Origin of the sequence: Paenibacillus elgii NBRC 100335 (assembly GCF_004000865.1) — a bacterium.
GTDB classification, from domain to species: domain Bacteria; phylum Bacillota; class Bacilli; order Paenibacillales; family NBRC-103111; genus Paenibacillus_G; species Paenibacillus_G elgii.
This window is the reverse complement of the sequence record NZ_BIMB01000050.1, coordinates 1-23,349: the sequence shown is the minus strand read 5'-3', so window position 1 is coordinate 23,349 and position 23,349 is coordinate 1. Positions and strand designations below refer to the sequence as shown.

Genomic DNA, 23,349 nt, shown 5'->3' with positions numbered 1-23,349 from the left:
ACAGACTTTACCCTGCATTCAGCTGCAAAATATCTGAAAAGCTTTTCAAATCAACAAACCGGAACATAAACTCCTTGTTCATATTCAAAGCGGCAGCCTTGGGTGGGTAAAGTTCCCGGACTGCCGCTGTTTCATTGAATAATCGTTTTCTTACTATTCCCTACTATCTCAATGCCCCAATAAACTGCGGATCGTTTCGATGACCAGACCGGGCTCGTCGTGAATTACCATATGGCCGCTTTGCTTGGCAATGATAAGCTCGCTATCGGTGGAAATTTTCAGCATATTTCGTTGTCCGGCCTGCCAGATCTCCTCTAGCCGCTTCCCGCCTTCTTCCGAAATGCCGAATGCGGCGTAATTTTGAGGAAGCCCTCTGGCAATGATTTTTACGGGCAGAGAGCCCAGGTTTTGTCCCCGAACCGCGTCTTCCGTAGTGCCTGCCAAATCCCCCTCTTGTTCTTTGGCTTCAAAATAGTTCGGCGTCGCAATAACATTGATAAACTGTTTTCTATCTTCTTTCGGAACCAAACCTTCCAGCATATAGTCCTGGGATAACCGGAAGCCTCCCGACATCTTTAAGAGCTTTAAGAACGACGCAGGCGGGTTTTCGGCGAAATTTTCCCGCTCAAGAATCGGCTTGCCCTCACGCTCATCGTTTTCGGGTCTGGCATCAATAAGCACTAAGCCAGTGATATCATTCGGGTAGGTCTGTGCGAATAACCGTGCGTACAACCCCCCCAATGAATGACCGACAAGCAGGTAAGGTCCGTCGATTCCCTCTTTTTTCAAGGCTGAATGCAACTCTTGTACGATGTTTGCTCCTGTTCGTGCCGTATTTGCTTTCTCGCTCCAGGCATAACCGGCGCGATCATAGGTTACAACGGTAGCAAATTCGGCCAGTTGTTCAGGAATATTTCTCCAGGACAGGCTTGTTTCCCCGCTTCCCGCTTCGAGAATGATTGTTGGAGATCCGCTGCCCAATTTTTGAAGATGCAAACGGTAACCGCCAACTTCGACTAGTTTTCCTGGAGGGGGAAAATCCTTCTTGGCTTGCTTCGATGCAATCCATTCATAAATAAATCCTGATCCGAAAAGGAGTGTAACAATAGAAAATACAACGAGCAGCATCCTTTTCCACTTTAATTTTGTTGATGGTTTCTTGTGTCTAACATTGATGTTCATTCGGGCAGTAGTCCCTCTCTTTTTTTAGTACAATCGTATTACAAAAATCATTGTAGCACATTGTATTATAAAAAACAAAACGATATAATAGAGCTATGCCAAAAATCGTTGATCATGAGAAACAGCGACATATTGTTGCTCAAGCCGCCTTGAGAGTCATCCAAAAATTTGGACTGGAACAGGCTACCGTCCGCAATATCGCAAAAGAAGCCGGTCTGTCCGTAGGATCGATGCGGCATTACTTTTCCACTCAGGTCGAGCTTTTTGCCTTTTGCATGGGCCTTTATGCTCAGCGCGTCCAAAATCGTGTTGCAGAGCTTACTGTCGAGAAGCCGTTTTTACCGGATTTGAAGCAACTGCTTTTGCAGTTTTTGCCTGTAAATGAGGAGAGAACAAAGGAGATAGAGGTTTGGTTTTTATTTAACGCTAAGGTCATGATTTATCCCGAGCTAAAGAAAGTAAGTGAAGAAATGCAGAACGGCTTGTATCGGACCGCTGAATTCGTCATTGAAACCTTGGTAGAGTCCAATCTGGCGAAATCGGGATTGGATGCCGCTTTGGAAGCGGAGAAATTGTACGCGCTGGTCGACGGACTGGCCATACACCAACTGATGCAGCCAGGGCGACTCTCGCCGGAACGGCTGGAATACTTGCTGGACCAGCATTTGAGTTCGTTATGTATAAGGGAGGAGGAAAGCCCTCGGCTTTCATGATGTCGGCATAAACGGCACCGAGAGCGGAAGCCAGTTCTTCTTGAGTCAGCAGCTTGCCGGACAAACCTTCGCATTTCTTCATGCCCCGCAGCTGAAAATGACGTTGCCGAAAGAGCCTTCCTTGTAGGACCTTCCGGCTTCATCAAAGACAGCAAGCTGCGGGCGATCACCCGGCAATCCTTGCGCTCGGATTTTTTTTCAAATTTTGCAAAGAGCAACGATGTCAAAAATTATATTTTTTGCTTCCTTGTAATCAATTCCCGATTTTCCCACAGAAGCATGCGTAAGTTTGATTTTGACCCTTGAATAACAAAATGTGGAATTTGTTTTTGCTTTGCAATTTCAACGCAGCTCCAGGTAGCTCGGTGGGATGTGGCCGTCAGTAGAAAAAATAAGGCATCGGCTTTGCTTAAATCCGCGTGAATTCGCTCCGGGGCATCGCCGCTATCATGGATGAGGGTTGCGCCTGTCTCCGCCACAACCCCCTCAAACCATTTCCGCAGACCGCCGACAATGACAATTTTACAGTTTTCCAAGAATGGATCGGGCTTCGGTTTCTCGGCTTGCCTCCGGAGTAAAGATGGCTTATACGCTTTGAATTCTTGCTCGGCCGCAGACTGCTTTGTTTTCCGGTACAATCGGGATAATCGGGCAAATCGCCCTTCGTCCGCAACATTGAATAGACACGGATCTCCGTCATTAGGCTGTTGGATTTCAATATCTCGTCGGTGCAATGGATATCGGTTTTGTGCATTGTTGATGTCTACACAGTACCAGGTGAAATAATTTCCGAGCTCGACATATCCATCAAATTGGCGGATCGGAGCATACGTATCGTCCCCTTGGAGTAAAAGCTCAATTTCATAGAGTGTCATGCCGTTTTGTTGCTTGCCTGGCGAGCATTGGACTTCGGCTTCATGCTCAAGCCCGTGTTGATGGACCATCGATTCCGTAACGTTAAACGATTTTCCGTCCTCCATGACGACGTAACCGCCATGATCTCGTCTGTAGAACGTACCGACACAAGATTGCCGGCTCGCCTCGGGTTCGCTTGGAACCGGTTCAAACGAAGGATCGCTTACCTGTACAAGATCTTGCGGTTGCGCCTGCCCGGTTTCTTGCCGAAACTGTTCCAAAAGATCGATCAAGTCAAAAATTTTCCTTATCTGCGCCCGAAGAACAGATGCGTTCTCCGGATTGGCTTGCCGAAGCTCATGATAAAGCTTGTCCGACTCCGGCAGCAAGGAATGTAAAAGAAGCGCGATAAGCTCTTGTGTGTTACTTTGCCCCTTCCTCTCATGCTGTTGTTTCCATTGCTCCACTTCATACGCCGCTTTTACCGCATTCGCTTTCATTTCCTGAACTTTCAACTCAGTTTCTTTCACAAGATCTTGCAGATCGTTTTTTTCCTGTTTCATACGATTCAGCCGAGCTTCCAGCTGATTCCGGTAGGCGTCTGCTTCCGCCTTTTGCTTCAGCGCTTCTTCTTTCAAGATCAGCAGCTCCGCCGCTAATTGTTGCTTTTCTTTTTCGAGTTGCTCCAGCTTTTTCGTTTGAGCTCCAAGCTCCTTGCGCAGCTGCTGGGCTTCCTTTTCCTTCGCCTGGCGTATGGCAAACTCGTTCTTCAGCTTTTGCTCTATAACAGATTGCTTTTCGTCGTTGGAACGATCATTTTGCGAGCTCTTCGCTTCCGGAGCCTTCTCTTCCAATCCTTCTTCAAACTCTCTTATGGCCTCTTCCCAAGATGTTCTTTCTATCGTACGGCCAGGATGAAACCGGAGAGCCCAATAAACATGCCATCGCCCAAATTTTAAGATATGATCCTCTTTTGTAGCCAAAAATGTTTCCAGAGAGCCAGGAGATTCGTTTTTCAACAAATCGAACACGGCGAATATGATAACCCAACAAAGTCGTTCTCGATCGGAAGTGAGGTAATGTTTTTGCAGCTGGAAGAGTAGTTTTTGAAAGAGTGCATCGGGAAATTTCTTATACTTGGAGAAAACGATGGGGAAATTTAAAAAATGGGCTATGGCTCGTTTTTGTTGTGCGGATAATTCCTTAATTAAAAATCTGAACTTATCGATCGGGAAAGGGAGACTTATCTCTTCTTGTATCGCTTGCATAAAAGTCGGCTTTTGTTCCTCATATCCCTCGGTTAAGGAGCTAATTTGACGGACTTCGGCCTTTTCGCTCATGAACATCCTCCTATTTCATGATTAAAACACCATAATTTAGGATTCGATGCTCAGTTCCTAATTCCTCCAATTTATACAGAAATACTTAGGACCCAGTTAAAATTCCCTACATCCCCGGGCTCCCCGCAAAGCGCCCGGGTTCACCTTCCTTGATTCAACCTTGCTTTGCGGGGCGGTGCATCGAGCGGAAGTGGATTCACTGTCTTGGCGGCTTGTTATATCCTCTGTCCCCGTAGGGCTGCAATTTTTCCAGCCACGGCTTTTCCATCATTTTGAGCTCCCACTTCATATCCGTCACATCGTCCGTTTTCTGCTCCTCCAGCACCTCATAGGTGAAGGCTTCGGCCCCGAGCTCCTTCCAATCCTTTTGCAGCTCTAAATTGGCGAATCTCCCCATATCCAGCTGCATCTTGATGGTCATCCATTTGTTCTTCAAGTTCGGGTAGCTGTCCACGAAAATTTTGCCGCTGACTTTGTTTGTAATTTGAATGATACCCATGTAAGTCTTAATCTGCTTAAACTCCTCCAGCAGCTCCTTGCGTTTGCTCTTATCCATTGTTTAGTCTCTCCTTCCGGGCCCGTTAATCATAAATACCGGGCGATAATCCGAACCAGCTTGGCCGGAAATCCATGTAAATTGGTAATATCCAGGAAGCGCTCATTCCCGTAGATTTGGCTGATGACGTCCTTGTCTTGACCGATCGCGGCGGCAAGAAATGTAATTCCTTTCCGCTCGTATTCGGCGATCGTCTGCTGCATGTCTTGAATGGCGTAGCTTCCGGTATAATCGTCCATCGCTTTCGGCTGCCCGTCGCTAATGCTGATCAAGAGCTTCGTCTTTTGCGGCGTGACAGCCAGCCGTTCCGCCATAATTCTTAAAGCCATGCCGTCGCGATTGTTGCTTCTGGCCCGAATCCCCGTCAGTCGGAAACGGTCATTCGCATCGATTCGCTCAAAATCGGTATAGGCATAAACCGACATTTGCTCCAGTCTGGAAGCGTCCGCCGTATCGCCATAGATCAAAACGGGGATATGACACAGCTGACAAAATTCATATACGGCGATCACTGCGCGTTTGGCCGCTTCCAACCTGCCGAAAGCCTTCATCGAAGCCGATTCGTCCACCCTCAGACCGACCACAAGCGAAGGCGATTCCGTCGGAGGACGTTTTTTGGCAAAATACCGGAAATCCCGGTAAGCCACGCTGTCCGCTTGAAACTTGCTGCCATAGTAATGATTCTTGGCAAAGTCAAAGGAAGCCTCGTGCTCCAGCAGCGGAAGCGTCTTTCTTGCGATTTCCTGCACGATCGGCATCAATCCCTTGCTCAGCCGGGCATATTCCTGCTGATTTGCCTGATCGTAATCCGGACGGTGAACGACGAGCTTTACCTTATGATGAATGGAATGGGACACCACTTCCCGAGCGTCTTGATTCAGCTTTTTGCGGAAATCGCGCTCTTCCCGCTTCGCCTCCTCTGACACGGGTTCAGAGTCGGTCGGATGGTCAGCCGGGGCATTGCTCTCCCCCAAATCCGAGCTTTCCATGCTGGCGTCGTCCTCAGAACGATCGGAATCGTTGGCGATATCGGGCGAGCTCTCTTCGCTATCCGCACTTTTTTTCAATGCGATCGCGTCATCGTCCGCAGGACGGTCGAGATCCAAGCCGGTACTGTCGACATCTCCCCATGTCTTGATCTCTAAGGCTTCAGAATCCCGTTTTTTTTTACTTGAGTCTCCACCTCTTCCAAGCTTGCCGTCAAGCCGTGGCGTGCAAGCGCATCTTCCAACAGCTTGATTTCCTCGGAGTCGGTTGTGATCTTGTAGATGACTTTATGATAAAGGGATTGCTTGACGGAAGCCCCTCCGGCGACCGCATCCGCCCAGTAGAAATACGAGCGCATTCCGGCCACCCCTTTAATTGCATTGGCCCGGGCAGTTTTGTCCAGAATAATAATGGTGTCTGCCAAAACGTCCAATACCCGTTCATTGCTGTAGCCGGTTTTGGCCATGGCGCGTTCCAACATGACTTCTTTTGTCGGCAGATCCATCTTTTCCGAGTGCTGAACTCTATCGCGCAATGCCTCGTTTAACGGCCTGGCCCCTGCGTAGCTGCGGTTTGTCGTGATGACCGCGATGAAATCCGGATGTCTGCGCACGATTTCCGTAGGAAGATTGATGCTGCCATCCAGCTCCAGGGCGGAGTTCAGCGCCATTAATACCGCGGCATCCCGAATGACGTTCGGTTCCTGGATTTCCAGGACGTAGCCCTTCTGATAAGCCCGGACGATCTCGGAAGGGTAGAAACGATACTCTACCGCTTCGCCGTCGGTGTTTTCCGCAGCCAGCTTCAATAGCTGCTTCATCTTTAGGGCAGCCTGCTCCGGATCGATTCCCAGGACGTCGGTCAAAACTCCGGCTGCGCTCTGAAAACCGTCGCTCTCGTATAACGCCTTCAACGCTGCCTGGTCCGCAGGCTCCAGCTTCTCCAGCCGTTCCGAGGAAATCACGGGTAAAATCGCGCCGATAATGTCCGATTTGTCCATGTCCGCAAAGCAGGTGACCTTCGTATACGGCAGCCCGAAATTCGCCGATAACGCTTTGGCGAGCTGCGTTTTGCCCGAGCCTGCGTCGCCTTCCAACAAAATGTTGGCGATTTTCATTTCGCCGCGGTTCCAGTTGCGTCTGACTTCCGCACAGATGCGGCGTTCTTCTTCGCTGGCCTTATGCGTTGACGGCTTGTGCCAGACAAGCGCTTGTTCCGCATCGGTCAGTTGTCTTGCAGGAGACAATATATATTCCTGATTCATTTCTAATCACTTCCTAGTTCCAAGTTAATACCCCATATCTTTCAAAATTCTGGATAACGTGCGCAGCCGTTCGCCGATCAGCTCGTCGTCATCGCTCAGCGCCTGACTGAACAGCTTGATGTCTTCATTGATTTTCTCATTGTCCGTACAGATGGCCACGGTCATGGCGTCCCCCTGCAGACCGACCCGGTCGATGACCGGCTCCTGCGGATCATATAAATGCTCATAGCGGTAAGCTTCGCGAAAATGCGCCATCGTCCGGCAAATCAGAATGGATAAATCAAGAACGCGGTGGAGCGGCAGCTCCTCCGATTGCCGGGACCATTTTTCCCCCGTGTAACGCCATACCTTGGCCGAAATATCGATTTTCCCCCTGTCATTCCATTGGGCCAATCCCAAGGAAAGACCTTTGGCATCCGTATTTCGGGCGAATCGGCCGTCAACCTGCTCATAATTTTCAGAAACGACAACTGGCTTATGCTTTAACGTAGTCGGTATTTTCATGTTATGTCCCTCTTTTCATTTTACTAAATTACTAATTTACTAAATTACTAAATCTCCACTTCATTCTATCCTGCGCTTGATCGAATGTCAATCCGTTGATTGGCCTGCTGCTTCCTTCAAAAAGAAAAAGAGCCGTTTCAGCTTCCCTTATGACGGGGAAACCCGGCTGCTTTATATTGAAAGAAAATTAATTATATTATAAGTTAAGTAATATATTTACAATTCAATTGACAATTTAAGGTGAGGTGAATAATGAACGGACGGCTTAAAGCAATTTTATTAATATTTGGACTTGGCTTTTCCAACTTGGGGAATTGGATTTATTTTGTCGCAATTAACATTATGGTTTTGAATCTTACGGGATCGGCGACTGCACTTGCAGGTCTATTCATCATTAGACCTATTGCTATGCTTGTAACCAATTTCTGGTCCGGCAGTATTATCGACCGTATCAATGTTAGGAAACTCATGATATTTGTTGATGTCATTAGAGGCATCTTAATCGGCTTGATTCTTTTCGCTCCTTCGTTGTTAGTTATTTACGCCTTAATGTTTGTCATTAATTTATTCGGTTCATTTTTTGGCCCAAGTTCCTCCGTATATATAACAAAGCTTATTCCAACAGAAAAACGACAACGATTTAATTCTTTGATTAGTATGACTAATTCCAGCGCATTTCTGTTAGGACCGGGCATTTCCGGTTTGCTAATTATGACAGTCGGTGTTCATTTTTGCATCGTATTTAATGCGATAAGTTTCATTGTATGCGCTTTTATCATTTTCCTGCTTCCTGACGTAGAAAATAATAGTGACCATGTTCGCGGGAAAATCTCTTTCCACATATTGGCCAATGATCTAAGGACTGTGGTTAAATTTGCAAAATCATCAACATTTTTCATCTCTATCTATATTTTATTTCAAGCTGCTGCGCTAATAGGATATGCGATTGACTCGCAGGAAGCTGCTTTCATTAAAATGGTTTTGAAATTAACGGATATGGATTACGGCAATATCATAAGTATCACCGGCGTGGGATCGTTACTGGGATCTTTTTTAGCGGCATTAACTTCACAAAAAATATCTTATCGTTGGTTTATGAGTTATGGCATATTACTGACTACTTTTTTTTATATCCTATTTTACGCATCTTCCAGTTTTATGACCGCAGCACTATCATTTGCATTGTTGGGATTTTTTATGTCTTTTGCAAGCGCAGGATATGCCACATGTTTTCAAAATCACGTCCCTCCCGAAATGATGGGGAGATTCGCCAGCATAGCCGATATGACTCAAGGTACCATTCAAATTATGATCACACTTTTAGTCGGTCTGTTGGCCGATCTTATTTCACTGCAGCTATCCTGTCTCCTTTTCGCAGGATTTGCATGTTTACTTTGTATCCTTCTTTGCTTAAAAATGCTTGCACCACCGTCTAGATCAGAAAACGGAGCCCGCAAACCTGCGTGACTCCGTTTTTTTTGTTGTTAGGACAAGGAACTAGCCGCCAGACGCTCCTCGATTTGAGAGCACAGGGCCTCCTCGGTTTCCAAGCCGGCCCAATACATCTTGAGTTCCTGGTTGATGACGGACAGCTCGCGCGCGCCGATCGCCAGATCGGTAAAATACCGAAAGCCGGGAATCGTTTCGCGAAATAACGAAAATCTCGACGGTAGATACCGTTTCTCTTCCCCTACCCATTCGGCGGCGGATTTTCTTGCGGGAAGACTGTACGTGTTCTGCCGAACGTAAAGCTGAGCCTTGTAACCGGTCAAAAACTCCACCAGCTTGGCAGCGGCGGCCTTGACCTGCGACTGACGATTGATCGCAAGCCCGATGTTCAGCAGCATCGTCTTCGGTGTACCCAAATGCGGTACGGGCGCGATGTCAAAGGATACCCGCTCGCCAAGCAAATAATTCAAATAAAAATAACTGGTCATGATTATCGACGCTTTGCCCTTCGCCAGAAGCAGCTCCGATTCGCCGGTCGTCACCCCTTCGGATAAAGAAGGAATACTTTGCTTCATCTCCCCGCAGTAGCGAAGCGCGTCCATCATCGGCGTACCGGCAAGCTTAAGCCGGCCGTCTTCGTGCCGCTCAAACTTTCCACCGGTCTGCAGCAGCAGAAGAGGCCAGCGGTTCGGCGAATACAAGTCGCAGTGAAAGCCAAGCCGTTCACCCGGAATGGCAAGCCACGCCGAATAGTCGATCAGATCGTTCCACTGCCAGCTGCTGTCCGGCTCGGATAAATGGGCCGCCCGAAAGTGCTCCCGGTTATAACATAGAATGAGCGGGGAAAAAATAAACGGCTGCACGAGCTGGCGGCCATTCGCCATAAAGGCGTCCGACAGGAAGGAATACAGCTCCGGATTGCGTTCCATCGGCTCCAGCAGCCCTTCGTCTCCGCTCTCCACACATTCCCGAAAATTCATAAAGTTCATCATGACCACATCAAGGATGCCGCCGGACAAGTACTTGCTGATATATTTGTAGTTGGTGCTGGACGTAGGCACGGCTTGTATCCGGATATGCGGGTTTTCCTTTTGAAAGATCGACAGCAGCTGATGAATTCCCGCTTCTCCGGTGACGGAGCTGTGAAAACCTAGCTTCACGGTGACGAAAGCTTCGTCCGGAGGCCCGATAACCTTCGTGCCGACGCGTGGTATTTTTTCGATCAGCCCCTCCGAAACGAGAACGTCCAGCCCTTTTCGCACCGTTTGATTGCTCAACTGGAACTGCGCGGCGAAAGATTTTTCGGAAGGCAAGTAGTCTCCTGTCGGCCGCTTTCCTGTCAATATATCTTCCCGCAGCGTGCTGACGAATTCGCTTAGCCGCTCGCGGGGCGTTTTGCGACTTGTCCTTTGTTCCATCCTTAGACCTCATTTCCGCCCGATACACTGAACAGAACAGGAAATAGGGACCATCCTGTATCCGCTCTATTACTTGTTATTATAACAAGGTCCCACTAAGAAATCGAAAAGTTGCCGGCGCTGTGTTTTACCGTATCGGTTTCCGCCGGCAGCGCCGTCCGGTTGACCTTCTCTTCCAGGCACGATGTCATGAAGAAGTAACCTCCGCTTCCGAAAGCGCCGTCCGCCGCTACATACTTCCCGCCCGCGAAGTGAGAGCCGACGGCCTTCAGCTTGTTCATCCCGCCTTGGATCTGGAAATGTGCCGTATCCGCGTCCGAAGCGGCGCTTCTGCAGTTTCCGAAATGCCACGTGATGACGTTTGCCGGATCGGCACTCTTCAGGAACGCCTTCTCGCCGTTCGTTCCGCTGGATACCGCGCCGCCGTCGATCGTGATCCACTGGTCGGGTTTATTTTTCGGATTGTTGACGTCGCCGACCTTGTCCCATGCGCCGGTGAACAAAAAGCAGCAATCCACAAGTCCGCCGCCCTGCATGACGATTTCACGTGTGCCGACCTTAACCGTGCCTCCTGCCTGAGGCAGGCCCTTGAACCAAGTATTGATGAGCGTCAGCTTATCGATACTCCCCAAGTTGACATCTTCGACGTTGTAAAACTCGCTGTTGGCAATCGTCAAATCCCCGCTGCACGGCATATAGCCGATTTGGTTCGTTCCCGAGCGGATCGGACGGGCGATTTCATAGCCCTTCAGCATGCCGAAGGAGCAGCTGTCGATCATATTTTTCCTTGTGCCCCGGGAGGAGCTTTTCGAAATCGTTATCATCTCTTGCGCCGTACAGCCTCTCATCTGCAGCCCGTCCATGTTGACCCAGAACGAGCCGGAATTCGCCATTTTCACGCCGGGCTTCGTATACGTCACGACGGCATGGCAATCCTCAAGCGTCAGGTCGGTAAGCCGCTTGTGCGCGACGATCCGCGACGCGATATGCTTCTTGACAGTCACCCGCTTGGCGCTGTCGCCCCACGTCGAGCCGCTGTTCGCGAACGACAACAGGCCGGAGTTGTTGATATACGTCAGGTCGTGCTCGAATTGACCGTGCGTGACGAACGGGCCGTACTCGTCACCGTCTCCGTGGCAGTTCTCGACCATGCAGTAGGCCGCACACGTAAAATCGTTCAAGTGACGAGCATTGCTCGTGTTGCAATCCCTGACGTGGCCGTACAGCACGTTGATCTGCTGCGTCAAATAGCCGGTACCGCCCCAATCGCGTTCTTCCGGGTTCATCAGTTGACAGCGCTCCGTTACATAATGGGTGTTGTACCTCCGCATGACGACCGGCCAGAACACTTTGGTCGCCTTGATGCCCGATGCGTCGCATTCGACCGCGAATTCGTACGCGACCGGATTCGACCCGATCTGGTCCCAAGTCGGGAACGGCCGCGTGCTCGTTCCGTTAGGCGGCACCGGAATGCCGATAAAGCTCATGTTCCGCACATGGCAGCGGAAAGCCGGGTTGATTTTCCGGTAGGTCAACAGCCGTCCCTTCGCCAGCGGCCAGCCGAGCTTATAATTGAACCGGACATGAGTAGAGTCGAGAATTTCCGTTACTTTGAGAAGATAGTCGAGCTCACGCTGCGCGTTTCCGCCCGGATTGTTCTTGATTTGTGCATGCCACCAGCTATCGACCACGAAAATGGACGAATCGGCGACCTCGAAAATATCCGAGTACTCCGGTAGTTCTTCGCTCAGCGTCACGGTATGGACCATGTCGGTTTTGATCCCCTGGAAAAACATAACGGCGCCGAACGGGTTGTCTAACTTATTCAGCTCGATCCCCTCAGTCGTTACAGTATGTCCCTGAAAATCAATCTCGATATCGCTCCGGTGAAACACATGGCGCTTGACGAAATTCAGGTCGGAGTACGCTTCGACGCGTCGGATCGATAGATCGTTGACCAGCGCATCCAGCGCCCCGTCCGCATTCGTCTTCGCATCGAAAATGCCGAACCAGCGGAAATCCCCTACCCCGTCGTGCACGACTTCAAAGCAGCCTTGGCCTTTTGCCGGCTTGTGCACCGTGCCGCCGTTATCAGCTTTGACGCTTCCGGCCATATAGCGAACCAGCTTGCCGCCCCCGTCGCCGCTCTTGTAGTAGCCGCCAACGAATACATGCAAGCCGTCCTTGAGCTGGCCGGGCGGGAGCGACATCAGTTCCTCCACGCTGGCGACCCACATCACTTGACGGTCCCCTTGGCCGCCGGACTGCAGACTTTCCGCCGAAGCAAACTGCGAGCCGCCGAAGGCGCTGCCGGCCAATATCGCCCCTCCGAGTCCTAAGGTCTTAAGAACTTTTCGTCTGCTGATCGTTTCGTTCGCCTTACCGTTTGTTCCATTCTCTGAGAAGAACATCGTTCAACAGCTCCTTTTCGATGGGTATCCGTTTTCCGATTTGAACTCCTTCAATCTGGTTTCATTCTGATTCAAAAAATGCGAAGATCATCAAATAAATAACGACTTCTGGTTTGTTTTAGGTTTGTTTTTTATGTTCATCATCCACGAAATTGTAAGCGTTGTCAATTCTTTTTTGTAAATAAAAAAAGAATCCGAAAAGCTTCGGATTCTTAGTTAGCTAGATTTCAATACCACAGATCCGCCGTAGGGATGTCCCGCAGCGCGGCCAAAAACGGTTTTTCGTTATCCACGTACAGCTCGGTATCGAGATAGTACAGCTTTTTATCGTCCAGACACTGCTTGATGTAATCCTCGTTCACGATACTTTTGTCCTTGACATTGGCTGCAAACGCTTGGAGCTTGGGCAGCGCGGTTTGGCGATAGTCCAGCCACGAATGATGAAATCCGGCCGGTTCCTCCAGGCAGTAGATTTCCTGATATAACCCTTCGGCAATGCCCTTCTTCCTTAGATAATCCGCGGAGAAAGGCATGCTTCTGAAAAAGCGTCCGCTCATCGCGAAGACGCGATAGCTCCAGTGCGGAGCGCCGTGATTGGAGCGGCAGAATAGATTCAGGAAAAAGACGGAATAGTGCATTTTGACGGTGATGACTTGACGTCTTTTCACCTCGGAGACAATCCGGTCCGCCATGCGGCTGTCGATGATTTCGTCGAAGTCGGCCAAAATGATCACATCGTCATCCTCCACCCGCTCCCGCAAAATGTCAGCGCACCGGCTTCTTTGGTACGCTTCGTTATGAAACGCGCTGTTGTAGCTCAGCAAGCGCCAATACCAGCGGTCAAAGTTCGCCGCTTGGCACGTATCCGGGTTAAAGTACAATTGGTGCCGCTCCGGCTTGCGAAACGCGTTGTCGGCATGAAGCGAGTGGTAAACCACCTTCGGACCGAGATAAGCCGGATCGAAGTTTCGGGGCTTGTCCGCATAGCTGAAGGTCTTGTTGGCCTCAATGACGTGAAGCTCGTCGACCCAGCGGGCATCCTCTTTCAGTTTGATTTCCGCCACCCGGTTTTCGTTGAAAAACGGGCAAAATTCATAAATTTTCATGACCGGAAACTCCCTTCTCCCGTAGTTATGAGTGTGTTAACCTCGATGCCATGGCGCAAATGTCCGGCAAACCGGCGCGCCAGCTCGACCATCGTGTGTTCCTCGTAGTGCAGCGTGCTGTAATAGCAGGTCAAGCTCAGCCTGTCCCGCTTCAAGCAAGCCGTCATGTTTAACCAATAAGCGGAAGGATTGTCCGGCGCGCTGGTATTCCCGTACGGAAGGGTCAACGGCTCGTAAAAATCGTCGGCTTGCCATGCCGTTTCCTCCGATTGATAGTGGAACAGCATGCGGCTTTCATCGATAAGCGGCTCCGCCTTCGGATGAAGCTCCGGAACGATGTGCCGCAAAGCAAAATAGTCCATGCCTTCCTTGGGAATAGCGTGCAGCGTCCGCTTGACATGCTCCAGCAGCGCCTCGGTATCGTCCGCAAGCTCCTGCTCCCCGATGCGGATTCGTACGGGATACGCCCCGGCAAAAAATCCGATCGTGCGGTATATCGCGATGTTCGGCAAAAAGGACTCGCGCTGGTACGACATCAGATGCAGCAGCAGGTCCAGCTGCTTTTTCAAGTCGAAGCAAGCCCGGGACAAAGCCGCTAACAGGATGCCGAGCGGGGTGATTTGCCGCTGTGCCGCCAATGCTTTCAGCAGACCGACCTGCTCTGCGCCTTCCAGCAAATCATAGGTGATCGTCGCCATATGGCGGTGAACCGGCCATTCCTGCGCTTCCCAGTCGACCTGCAAAGACTTGCCGCCTCCGACAACGTCCCTCCAATAGGCTGACGCCTCGGCCGGAATGCCCCCGGCTGCGTATTGTGTCAGCGCTAGGCACCAATCGCGGTAGCTGCTTCCCGCTTCCCTGTCGAGCTCTTCATCAGCCCCCGTGAAGAGAAGCTGTCTGAATTCATCCAGGAAGATATTCATCGACATCCCGTCAAAAATCAGATGATGGAACAACAACAGCAGCACCTGCCCGCTTCCGACGCCAAAATGGTCAAACAATACGGCTTTCCACAAAGGACCTTCCGTAATATCAAAATCATATTGAAGCTTCGAGCAGTAGTCCGAGATGAAGGCATCGTGGGATGCCGCGGTCTCCCGCAAATCCACATAGGCAAATGCCCGGCCGTAATCGATGTCCCGCTCAACTTGGTACCATTCTCCGTCATCGAGTAGGGCGAAGGTTAGCCGCAGCGCCGTATGCCGATCGACCAGAAGCTGCAGCGCACGGTTCATCTCTTGCTTCGTGATCCGCTGCTTGAGCAAAGCCAAATAAGGCACGTTGAACATGTTGCGGTTCTTCAAGTCGCGGTTGAAAAACCGTCTCTGCACCGCCGACAGCGGGAATCCATTCTTCGGGTACGTCTGCTGTCCCAAAGCCGAGGCCATTCCCGTATCCGGGCGGGCCGCCATAGTCGAGTCCGACGCCGATGCCGTACGCGTTCCGCTCAAGGAGCGGGCCAAACGTTCGATCGTTTGCTCCCGAAAAATTTGGTTGACCGTCACCGGGTAGCCGTTCTTTTGCAGCAGGCTGACGATGCGCAGCGCATGGAGCGAATGGCCTCCCAGTGCGTGAAAATCTTCATCCTTGCGGATGTGGTCGAGCTTCAGCACAGCGCGCCAGATCTGCTCTATCTGCTGTTCCAGCCCGGTTGCAGCATCGGGGTCGGATGTCTGTCCGGCACGCCGTGCTTCCGGCAGAGGCAGTTTTGCCCGGTCGATTTTCCCGTTTATCGTTAGCGGAAACGACTCCAGACGAACGTACCGGAATGGAAGCATGTACGAAGGCAGGCCGTCGGCCATAAAGGCGCGAAGCCGTTCTTCCGGAATGTCCTGTTCATCCATCTCCGATGTATAATAAGCGATCAGCCGCAGCTCCCCATGGAGCTCGCGGGCGATGACAAGGCATTGCTTGACGGCGGGATAGCAGCCAAGACGGTGCTCGATCTCTCCCGGTTCGATCCGGAAGCCGCGAAGCTTCAACTGGCCGTCGCTCCGCCCAATATATTCGATGTTGCCGTCCGGAAGCCATTTCCCCAGATCTCCCGTCCGATATAGCACCAAATTTCTTCCTTTTGCGCGATCCTCGGCAGAAGCGTACGGATTCGGAACAAACGCTTTCCGCGTCAGTTCCTCCTGCTTCCAGTAGCCGCGCGCGACGCCGTCTCCTCCCACGCAGATTTCTCCGACGGCCCCGACAGGCTGGACACGTCCCCTTTTGTCCAAAATGTAGCACGTCGTATTGCTGATCGGCTTGCCGATGGGTATGTCCCGTTCAAAGGGCTGCTCGATCGGATAGCTCGTCGAAAAGGTGGTATTCTCCGTCGGACCGTAGGCGTTGAGGACGGTAAGCGACGGATACGCCAGCCGCAGACGATTGATCGGCTTCAGCGATAACGCTTCGCCGCCTACGAGCAGCCAACGGAGTCCGGCAAACATCGCTTCGTTCTCCTGGACCCATTGGTTGCATAATCCGGCAGTGAGCCATAAAGCATTAATGCCCCATGCTTTCATCCGCTGCTCCAGCTGGCGGACGTTCATCAGATCGTCTTTGGAAACGACGAACAGTCGGCCTCCGTTCAGCAGCGTGCCCCAAATTTCAAACGTGGAAGCGTCAAATACCGGCGAACCGGTATAAAGCAGCTTGATCTCCGGGGAAAACGGGAAATAGTTCGTATGCTTCACCAGACGGGCGATGCTGCGGTGCTCGACCATCACGCCCTTCGGCTTGCCCGTCGAACCGGACGTATACATCAGATAAGCAAGATCGCAAGCGGCCGCTGCATCATCCCCTTTTTTTTCCTGCCCTATCGAGGTCATGTTGTCGAAATCATCGGCACTGATCAGCTTTAATCTCACATCCTGACACGCTTCTGCCAAGCTGTCCGCTCCACTATGCGAGGTGATGATCGTGTCCAGTCCGGCGTCCCGGATCATGTCGCGTGTGCGTTCCGCCGGGAAATCGGGATCGATCGGCACATAGGCGCAGCCCGCCTTCAAGATACCGAGGATGGAAACGATCAATTCGAGCGAGCGCGGCAGACAGACGCCGATGAGCTTCCCACGAACCGGTGCATCCTCCGCGAGCATGCTTGCCACATGCCGGGACAGTTGGTCGAGCCGATCGTAAGTCACAACCCGGTCGTATGCGATCACCGCCGGTTGGGAAGGCCGAAGCCGGACCTGTTCCCCGAACAGTTCGGGAACCGAGCTCCCCCTTGGATACTCCGTGAACGTGCGGTTCCAATCATAGACGATGCGATCGTAATCGTCCGTGGTCGTTAAATTCATATCTCCGACAGCGCAATCCGGATGCTCCACCGCAAAATGCAAAGCATGACGCAAATGCTCTGTCAACCGGCAAACCGTTTCTTGCTCCAGCCGGTCGGCATCATAAATCAGCTTGATGACGATCCCGTCTCCGTCGCTCGCGATGGTGATCGTCAGCGGATAATTCGTTTTCTCGCGTTCCTCCATCGCCGACATGTTCAGTCCGCTTGCCGGCTGACGGTAGTCGTTCAAATAATTTTCGAAGGCGACAATGCTGTGGAATAAAGTATGGCCTTGCACAGAGCTCCAGCCCTTCAATTCGTTCAGGCTGACGCAGCAGTAATCGTTCAGCTTTTGAATCGTGTGATGAAGCTCCTTCACATAGCCGGTAACGGATTGCTCCGTATTCCAACGCATCATAAAAGGAAGCGTATTAATCAGCAAGCCGGTGATACGGTCTGCTTTGGGAAGGTCGGAGCCACGGCCGGACACGACCATGCCGAATACGGTGACATCCGCATCATGAAGCACTTGCAGCACTTTTCCCCAAGCGAACTGCACCAACGTATTGAGCGAGATTTGCGTCTGCTGCACAAATGCCGTCATGCGCCCGGTAAAGCCAGCGTCCAATTGCAGCGTCTCGGTCTGCTGCTTGCGGATCGGTCGGTGCGCATCGAAGCGCATGCCGCTTTTCTCCATCGGCAGCGGGGTCGGCTCGGTAACGTCAGCCAAATAAGCCTTCCAGAAGGATTCGGCCTCCGTCCGCTCCTTCGCCATCAGCCATCGCATGTAAGGTTCGAAAGGGAGCGACGGATTGCGGTGAGGCGTTATCCCCTTCAAGCTGCATTCATAAAGGTCGTGAACCCGATTGAGCAGCAGCGGCAGGCTCCATCCGTCCAGCAAAATGTGATGGTAGCTCCAAACTACCGTCCATTCATCCGGACCGCTGCGAATCAGCGCAAGACGGTACGCGGGCCGTCGCAGGTCGAAGCGCCGCTCGCGGTCCAACGTCATCCACCGTTCGAAGTACTCTTGCTGCCGGTCCGCAGGTTGTGAGGTGATATCCTCTACCGTCCAATCCGGCTCCGCCGCTTGAACGACGCTCTGCACCGGCTCGTCCACCGCTTCCCAGACGAAGCACGTCCGCAAACAATCGTTTTCGGCAACGACACGCTGCCACGCTTCCCGATAACGGGTAACATCGAGCCTGCCTTCGTATTTCCAGCTTGTCTGCACGAAATATTGGTCGGAGGACGGATGATCCAAATAGTGGAACAAAAGTCCTTTCTGCAGCGGACTAAGCGGCATGATTTTATCCAAACCGTCTTGCGCATGGTACGTATTTACGATCCGGTCCAATGATAGCTGATCAAGCAAAACCAGCGGAAAATCGCTCGGCGTAAACTCTTCGCTCGCTTTCCCCTCGCAGTGCTCGATGATGGAAATCAGATAAGAGATGAAGGCTTCGGTCAACCCGGCAATTGTCGCTTCCTCGTAATGACGTCTGCTGTATTTCATGAACAAGTGCAGCTGGCCCTGAACGATGGAGCAGTTAAGCTCCAATAGACTCGTTCCGTGGTTTCGCGGCGAACTATGATCCTGTGCGGCATCACGCGTGAAGCTTAGCCATTCGTTCGCTTCCCCGGCTTCGGCCTGATCGAACTGGCCCAAATAATTGAACAGCGCCTCCGGCTCGGAAGCCGTTAAGGCTGTTCGAACCGCCTTGTCCGGATGGCAGTACCGCAAAGCCCCGTAAGAGATACCACGGTCAGGGATGCGTCGCAGCTGTTCTTTGACGGATTTGATTGTTTCTCCCAAAGGAGCGTCGGCCGACAACCGGATGCATACGGGAAACATCGACGTGAACCAGCCGATCGTCCGGGTCAAATTCATGTCGGATACGGAGTGCTCCCGTCCATGACCCTCCAGCCGGAAGGGAACCGTCCCCTGTCCGGTCCAGGCGGACAACATCAACGACCAGGCGGTAAGCAGCAGATCATTGATCTGCGTATGGTAAGCGTGAGCGCACCGGTGCAGCAGCCGCTGTGTATCGCTTGGCGGCAGCGTTGCAATTAGCTCCGCGGATTCGGCGCTGCTTCGGTTATCCGCGCAGTGGTCTACGGGTAACTGGTATGCGGCGGAACGGGTCACCACGTCGCTCCAATAGCTGATATGATCGCGCAGGTCCTTTTTTTGAACATAGTCCGTGATCGCAGCCTGCCATTGTTTAAACGGGCTTGGAACCGGGGGCAGCTCGGTGCCTTGATACAACTGATACAGCTCTTGAAGCAAAATTCTCCAGGAGACCCCGTCGATGACCAGATGGTGAACGGTAAGAAATAGACGAATTTTACCGTCAGGGTGGCTTTCGATCAAGCCGGCATGAAGCATCGTTCCCGATTCATAGTTCAGTTGGCCGTGCCACTTCGCGCAGACGGCGGCAATTTCCGGATCGGGGCGATCTGTCTCCCGAATAGTATGGGAAGCAAACCGTACGACAGCATCCATTCGGTAGCGCTGCGCATACGTAGACCCGCGCCTTACGAATTGTACTGCCAGCTCCGGATGCAGCCGGACCAGCCGGTTAAGAGCCGTCTCCAGCCTCGCCGGGTCGCAGTGGCTGAGCAGCAGCATATGCGACTGATTGAAATAGTTCGGCTCTTCGAACCGCTGCTCGAAAAACCAGTGCTGAATCGGCGTCAGCCCGAATTCGCCCGCCAAATCGACGGCCTGCTCCGAACGCTTCCCGCCGTCCACCCAAGCGGCCACGGCCGCCAAATCCTTCACGGTCGGATGCTCCGCCACTTGTCGGGGAGTCACGACAATTCCGTGATCTCTGGCCATGGATACCGTCTGAATGGCGAGGATGGAATCTCCCCCAACGGCATAAAAATGATCGTTGACCCCGATATTTGGCCGTTTTAGCAGGTGCCGCCAAATGTGAAGCAGCCGCGTTTCCATTTCGTCTTCGCCCGCTTCCGCCGCCCCTTCGGAAGAGAGGCTCCATACCGCATTCGGATGAGGGAGCGCCGAACGGTCCACTTTGCCGTTTGTATTCAAAGGAAACGCTTCCAGTCGGCAAAAGTAAGACGGAACCATGTAGGCCGGTAACACGGAGGTCAAGTACTGCACCAATTCGGCCTCTTCCAGCTCTTGGGAGGAGGTATAGTACGCCGCCAGCTTCTGATAATGCCCATCATGCCACGCGCGGACCATGCATTGACGGATGTCCGGATACTGCCGAAGCCGATGCTCGATTTCCCCCAGCTCGATGCGGTAGCCTCTAATCTTGACCTGATCGTCAATTCGGCCGATGAATAGCAATTCCCCACCCGGCGTCCATTGGACGATATCTCCGGTTTTGTATAACCGCTCGCGCTGTGGAGTATGCCCGTCCCCCATCACAAGCTCTTTGTGAACGAACCGTTCCTGGGTCAGCTCTTTGCGGTTCAGATAGCCTCTGGCCAGCCCGACGCCGCCCACCCACAGCTCGCCGGGAACGCCGACCGGAACCGGTTGGCCGAACGGATTCAGCACAAACAGCCGCTTGTTATAGACGGGCCCGCCGATCGTCACTTTTTTCCCCGGACGGCAGAGCCCTACGGAACAAATAATCGTCACTTCCGTCGGACCGTAAGCGTTCAGGAATAACCGCTCTTTTCCCCAATCGTTCACAATATCCGGCGTGCAAGCCTCTCCGCCTGACACGATCGTCCGCAAATCGGGCAAATCACGCTGTTTCATCGTTTTTAATACGGATGGCGGCAGCATAGTGATATGAATATTTTTTTGTTCGAGCACGTCCGAAATATCAGCATATGGAGGTAACTCCTCGTCCGACAGGACAACGAGCGTTCCACCGACTGTTAGCGTTCCGATCCATTCGTACACCGACGCGTCGAAGCTGATGGAAGCGAACTGCAGCACTCGCGACTCCGAAGTCAGCCCAAACTTGTCGATAAGATAAGGAATCAACGCAACAAGTCCGGCGTGTTCGATGAGCGCGCCCTTCGGTTTTCCGGTGGAACCGGACGTATAGATGACATATGCCAGATCGTCGGGCTTGACCTCAACGTTCAAATTTTCGGCGCAATCACAGGGCTGCGCAAGCCATTCGTCGATACAAATAACCGAATGCGCCTCCATACCGGCTTGAGCAATCACCGGACTCAGCTTGCCGGCCAATTGGCTCGTTGTCACAATGATTTGGGCTTGTACATCCTCCAAAATAAACCGAATGCGTTCCTCCGGGTACTGGGGATCGATCGGAAGGTAAGCCCCTCCCGTCTTCATCACGCCCAGCATAGCCGGAAGCACATCCGCGCTTCGCTCCATCATGATGGGAATCAGCGTGCCTCGCAGCAGATCTGCCTGCCCGTTCCCCCGATACGCATCTACAATGACGCGGGCAATTCGGTTCGCCCGGCGGTTTAATTCGGAATAGGTCAGCTTCTGCTGACGAAACTCCAAGGCGACCGCGTCCGGCGTCCTGGCCGCCTGTTCCTCGACCAATTGATAAACGGTTTTATGCGCAGGATATGCCCTGTCCGTATCGTTCCATCGGAGGAATTGCTTCCCTTCGCTTGCGGTTAGGAACGGGTGGAAAAGCACGGGCTTCTCCGGCCCGTTCAATGCGTTGTTCAGCAGCACCCGGAACTGCCCCGCGAGCCGGGAGATCTGCGTTTTACCGAAGCGCTTGCCGTCATACTGGACCGCACAATCGAGTCCGTCGAGACGATAACGATAACGAAGCGCAAGCTCCGGCCGGTCCTTGCCGCGCCGAATGTTTTTCGTATTGACGTCAGGGAGCAGACTACTTCCGCGCGCTTCCAAGATGCCGACATTAAAATAGTCCTCGGCTTGCCGCGCTAACGTTTCGCTCCAAGAACCGCCGCCTGCTTTCCGATCATCCATTTGCGTTTTGACTCTGCGTACCAAATCAAGAAGACCGTCTTCTTGCCGAATGTTGACCAGCAGCGGATAGTTATGCCGGCTTTCGTCCCCGGCTTCGTCCGGCATGACGGAATATAAAACGGGCACCTCGTATTGATTGGCATAATGCGATAACAGGACAGACCATACCGCCGTTAGGAAAGAAGGCACGCAAAGCTGATGCCCGTGGACAAATTCCGTCATTGCTTTGCATTGTCGGCTCCCCAAACGGATCTTATGGAAAACGTAATCGCCCCTGAGTTCACCCTGGCCCCTGTTATTCGAAAACAGCGGCAAGCTGTATCGGCTGCCGTCCAAGGCATCACGGAGGGCTGTTTCGTTAGCAGGTGTCATCGGTTACTTACTCTCCTCTCTACTTATTCTGAACAATCTCCCCTCGTGAAACGCTGAGCGCTATTATAAAGAGGGCATTACAAAGAAGTTTTGTACTACTCTAATATAGTCCAATCCATTCATTAATTTCCATCATTAATTATTGTTGTGCGATTTTAGACTTTAATCCTTTAATTTTCCAATCTGTCAATTACAACTTAACCGTAAAATCGAAATGCATCTGTATTGAATCCGTGTAAATCTTTAACTGTTCTTAATCCGAGTGAATTATTGATGTCCCGGGCGAAGTGTGTCCCCATTTCGTCCCCAAAGCCACATGATATCCAAATATTCACCTTGAACCGTACATCTGCCACCAGTTTTCCCTGTCCTCTCGTTCCCACGCCTGAAGCAACGTGATCCGGTCAGGATCGGCCGGGGTCCAAGAAATATAACCTTACTTCGCCAGCTCCGACAAAGTCTCCAGTAGCTTTTTTTGACTTTTTCCTGTCTTTCTCCCCAGCTCGATTAAAGTAGGCATCCTTTTACGCCCAGCCGAATAATTCGCAACGATCCGCAGCACTTTCCGTTCAGCATCAGCCAGCATGACACACCACCTGTTGTACGGCAAGGATATTCTCCAGTTTGAACACTCGTGGCGCTTGCCGCTGGAAACAAAACGCTTTGACCCTGTCTCGTTCAACTGACCGAACTGCAATCCTTCGCTGTGTCATGCTGCCGTCATTCCCAAGGTAGATGATTTCGACCTGTTGTCCAACATATCGAAGCATTTGCTTTTCCAATGTGTCCGCCTCCCGATAGGAACATTTGTTTGCATTTATTATATGCGAACAAAATGCGAACATGTAACAAAAAAAGCAGCAAGGTTATCCCCCTGCAAAGCCTCCCTTCTTTCAGGACAAAAGAAAAAGCCGCTCATTTGAGCGACCTATGTAATCATTTTTTTACTGTAAAATCCTTAAACTTAACTCATGCCCTAACCAACTCCACGCGCCCAGCGTTACTATAT

Annotated in this window: 14 protein-coding genes; 2 read left to right on the top strand and 12 right to left on the bottom strand. The window is 51.7% G+C overall.

The annotated features are described in order from the left end of the window. Positions 1 to 168: 168 nt before the first annotated feature. Complete coding sequence (locus PEL01S_RS27170; protein ID WP_239551355.1) at positions 169 to 1,128, bottom strand: alpha/beta fold hydrolase; 960 nt, start codon at positions 1,126 to 1,128, stop codon at positions 169 to 171. Between the two features lie 149 nt (positions 1,129 to 1,277). On the opposite strand from PEL01S_RS27170, the gene PEL01S_RS27165 reads away from it, so the two are divergent. Then, positions 1,278 to 1,895 (top strand): TetR/AcrR family transcriptional regulator, encoded by a 618-nt coding sequence (locus tag PEL01S_RS27165; RefSeq protein ID WP_063179288.1) that lies wholly within the window; start codon positions 1,278 to 1,280, stop codon positions 1,893 to 1,895. Between the two features lie 230 nt (positions 1,896 to 2,125). Here PEL01S_RS27165 and PEL01S_RS27160 read toward each other — a convergent pair whose 3' ends face one another. The 5 genes from PEL01S_RS27160 to PEL01S_RS27140 form a co-directional block, all read right to left on the bottom strand. Further along, positions 2,126 to 4,090, bottom strand: a complete 1,965-nt coding sequence (locus PEL01S_RS27160; protein WP_163768018.1) for a hypothetical protein — start codon at positions 4,088 to 4,090, stop codon at positions 2,126 to 2,128. A gap of 196 nt (positions 4,091 to 4,286) precedes the next feature. Next, a complete protein-coding gene (locus tag PEL01S_RS27155; RefSeq protein ID WP_108530675.1) occupies positions 4,287 to 4,646 on the bottom strand; it encodes a GIY-YIG nuclease family protein in 360 nt (119 codons plus the stop codon). Positions 4,647 to 4,675: 29 nt separating this feature from the next. Beyond that, the gene (locus PEL01S_RS35410) at positions 4,676 to 5,752 is read right to left on the bottom strand and encodes a vWA domain-containing protein (RefSeq protein ID WP_239551356.1); all 1,077 of its coding nucleotides are present in this window, start codon (positions 5,750 to 5,752) and stop codon (positions 4,676 to 4,678) included. A gap of 35 nt (positions 5,753 to 5,787) precedes the next feature. Then, positions 5,788 to 6,897 (bottom strand): AAA family ATPase, encoded by a 1,110-nt coding sequence (locus tag PEL01S_RS35405; protein WP_127462473.1) that lies wholly within the window; start codon positions 6,895 to 6,897, stop codon positions 5,788 to 5,790. 24 nt (positions 6,898 to 6,921) lie between these two features. Further along, entirely contained in the window at positions 6,922 to 7,401 is a 480-nt protein-coding gene (locus PEL01S_RS27140; protein WP_063179280.1) for a DUF6530 family protein, read from the bottom strand. Between the two features lie 252 nt (positions 7,402 to 7,653). Between PEL01S_RS27140 and PEL01S_RS27135 the strand changes: the two genes are divergently transcribed. After that, positions 7,654 to 8,868 carry an MFS transporter gene (locus tag PEL01S_RS27135; protein ID WP_127462472.1) on the top strand — a complete coding sequence of 405 codons (1,215 nt, stop codon included), beginning with the start codon at positions 7,654 to 7,656 and terminating at the stop codon, positions 8,866 to 8,868. Positions 8,869 to 8,885: 17 nt separating this feature from the next. Here the strand turns inward: PEL01S_RS27135 and PEL01S_RS27130 are convergent, their stop codons facing one another. The 6 genes from PEL01S_RS27130 to PEL01S_RS27105 all read right to left on the bottom strand — a co-directional run bounded on the left by PEL01S_RS27130 (position 8,886) and on the right by PEL01S_RS27105 (position 23,122). Continuing rightward, positions 8,886 to 10,268, bottom strand: a complete 1,383-nt coding sequence (locus PEL01S_RS27130) for an extracellular solute-binding protein (RefSeq protein ID WP_127462471.1) — start codon at positions 10,266 to 10,268, stop codon at positions 8,886 to 8,888. Between the two features lie 95 nt (positions 10,269 to 10,363). Beyond that, a complete protein-coding gene (locus PEL01S_RS27125) occupies positions 10,364 to 12,679 on the bottom strand; it encodes a putative phage tail protein (protein WP_127462470.1) in 2,316 nt (771 codons plus the stop codon). 227 nt (positions 12,680 to 12,906) lie between these two features. Further along, entirely contained in the window at positions 12,907 to 13,785 is an 879-nt protein-coding gene (locus PEL01S_RS27120) for a glycosyltransferase family 17 protein (protein ID WP_127462469.1), read from the bottom strand. Further along, complete coding sequence (locus PEL01S_RS27115) at positions 13,782 to 22,190, bottom strand: non-ribosomal peptide synthetase (RefSeq protein WP_239551357.1); 8,409 nt, start codon at positions 22,188 to 22,190, stop codon at positions 13,782 to 13,784. Before PEL01S_RS27115 ends, PEL01S_RS27120 begins: the two co-directional genes overlap by 4 nt. A gap of 586 nt (positions 22,191 to 22,776) precedes the next feature. Continuing rightward, positions 22,777 to 22,926 (bottom strand): hypothetical protein, encoded by a 150-nt coding sequence (locus tag PEL01S_RS35400; RefSeq protein WP_239551358.1) that lies wholly within the window; start codon positions 22,924 to 22,926, stop codon positions 22,777 to 22,779. Continuing rightward, positions 22,916 to 23,122, bottom strand: coding sequence for a hypothetical protein (locus tag PEL01S_RS27105; RefSeq protein WP_127462467.1), 207 nt, complete (start codon positions 23,120 to 23,122; stop codon positions 22,916 to 22,918). Before PEL01S_RS27105 ends, PEL01S_RS35400 begins: the two co-directional genes overlap by 11 nt. Positions 23,123 to 23,349 lie beyond the last annotated feature (227 nt).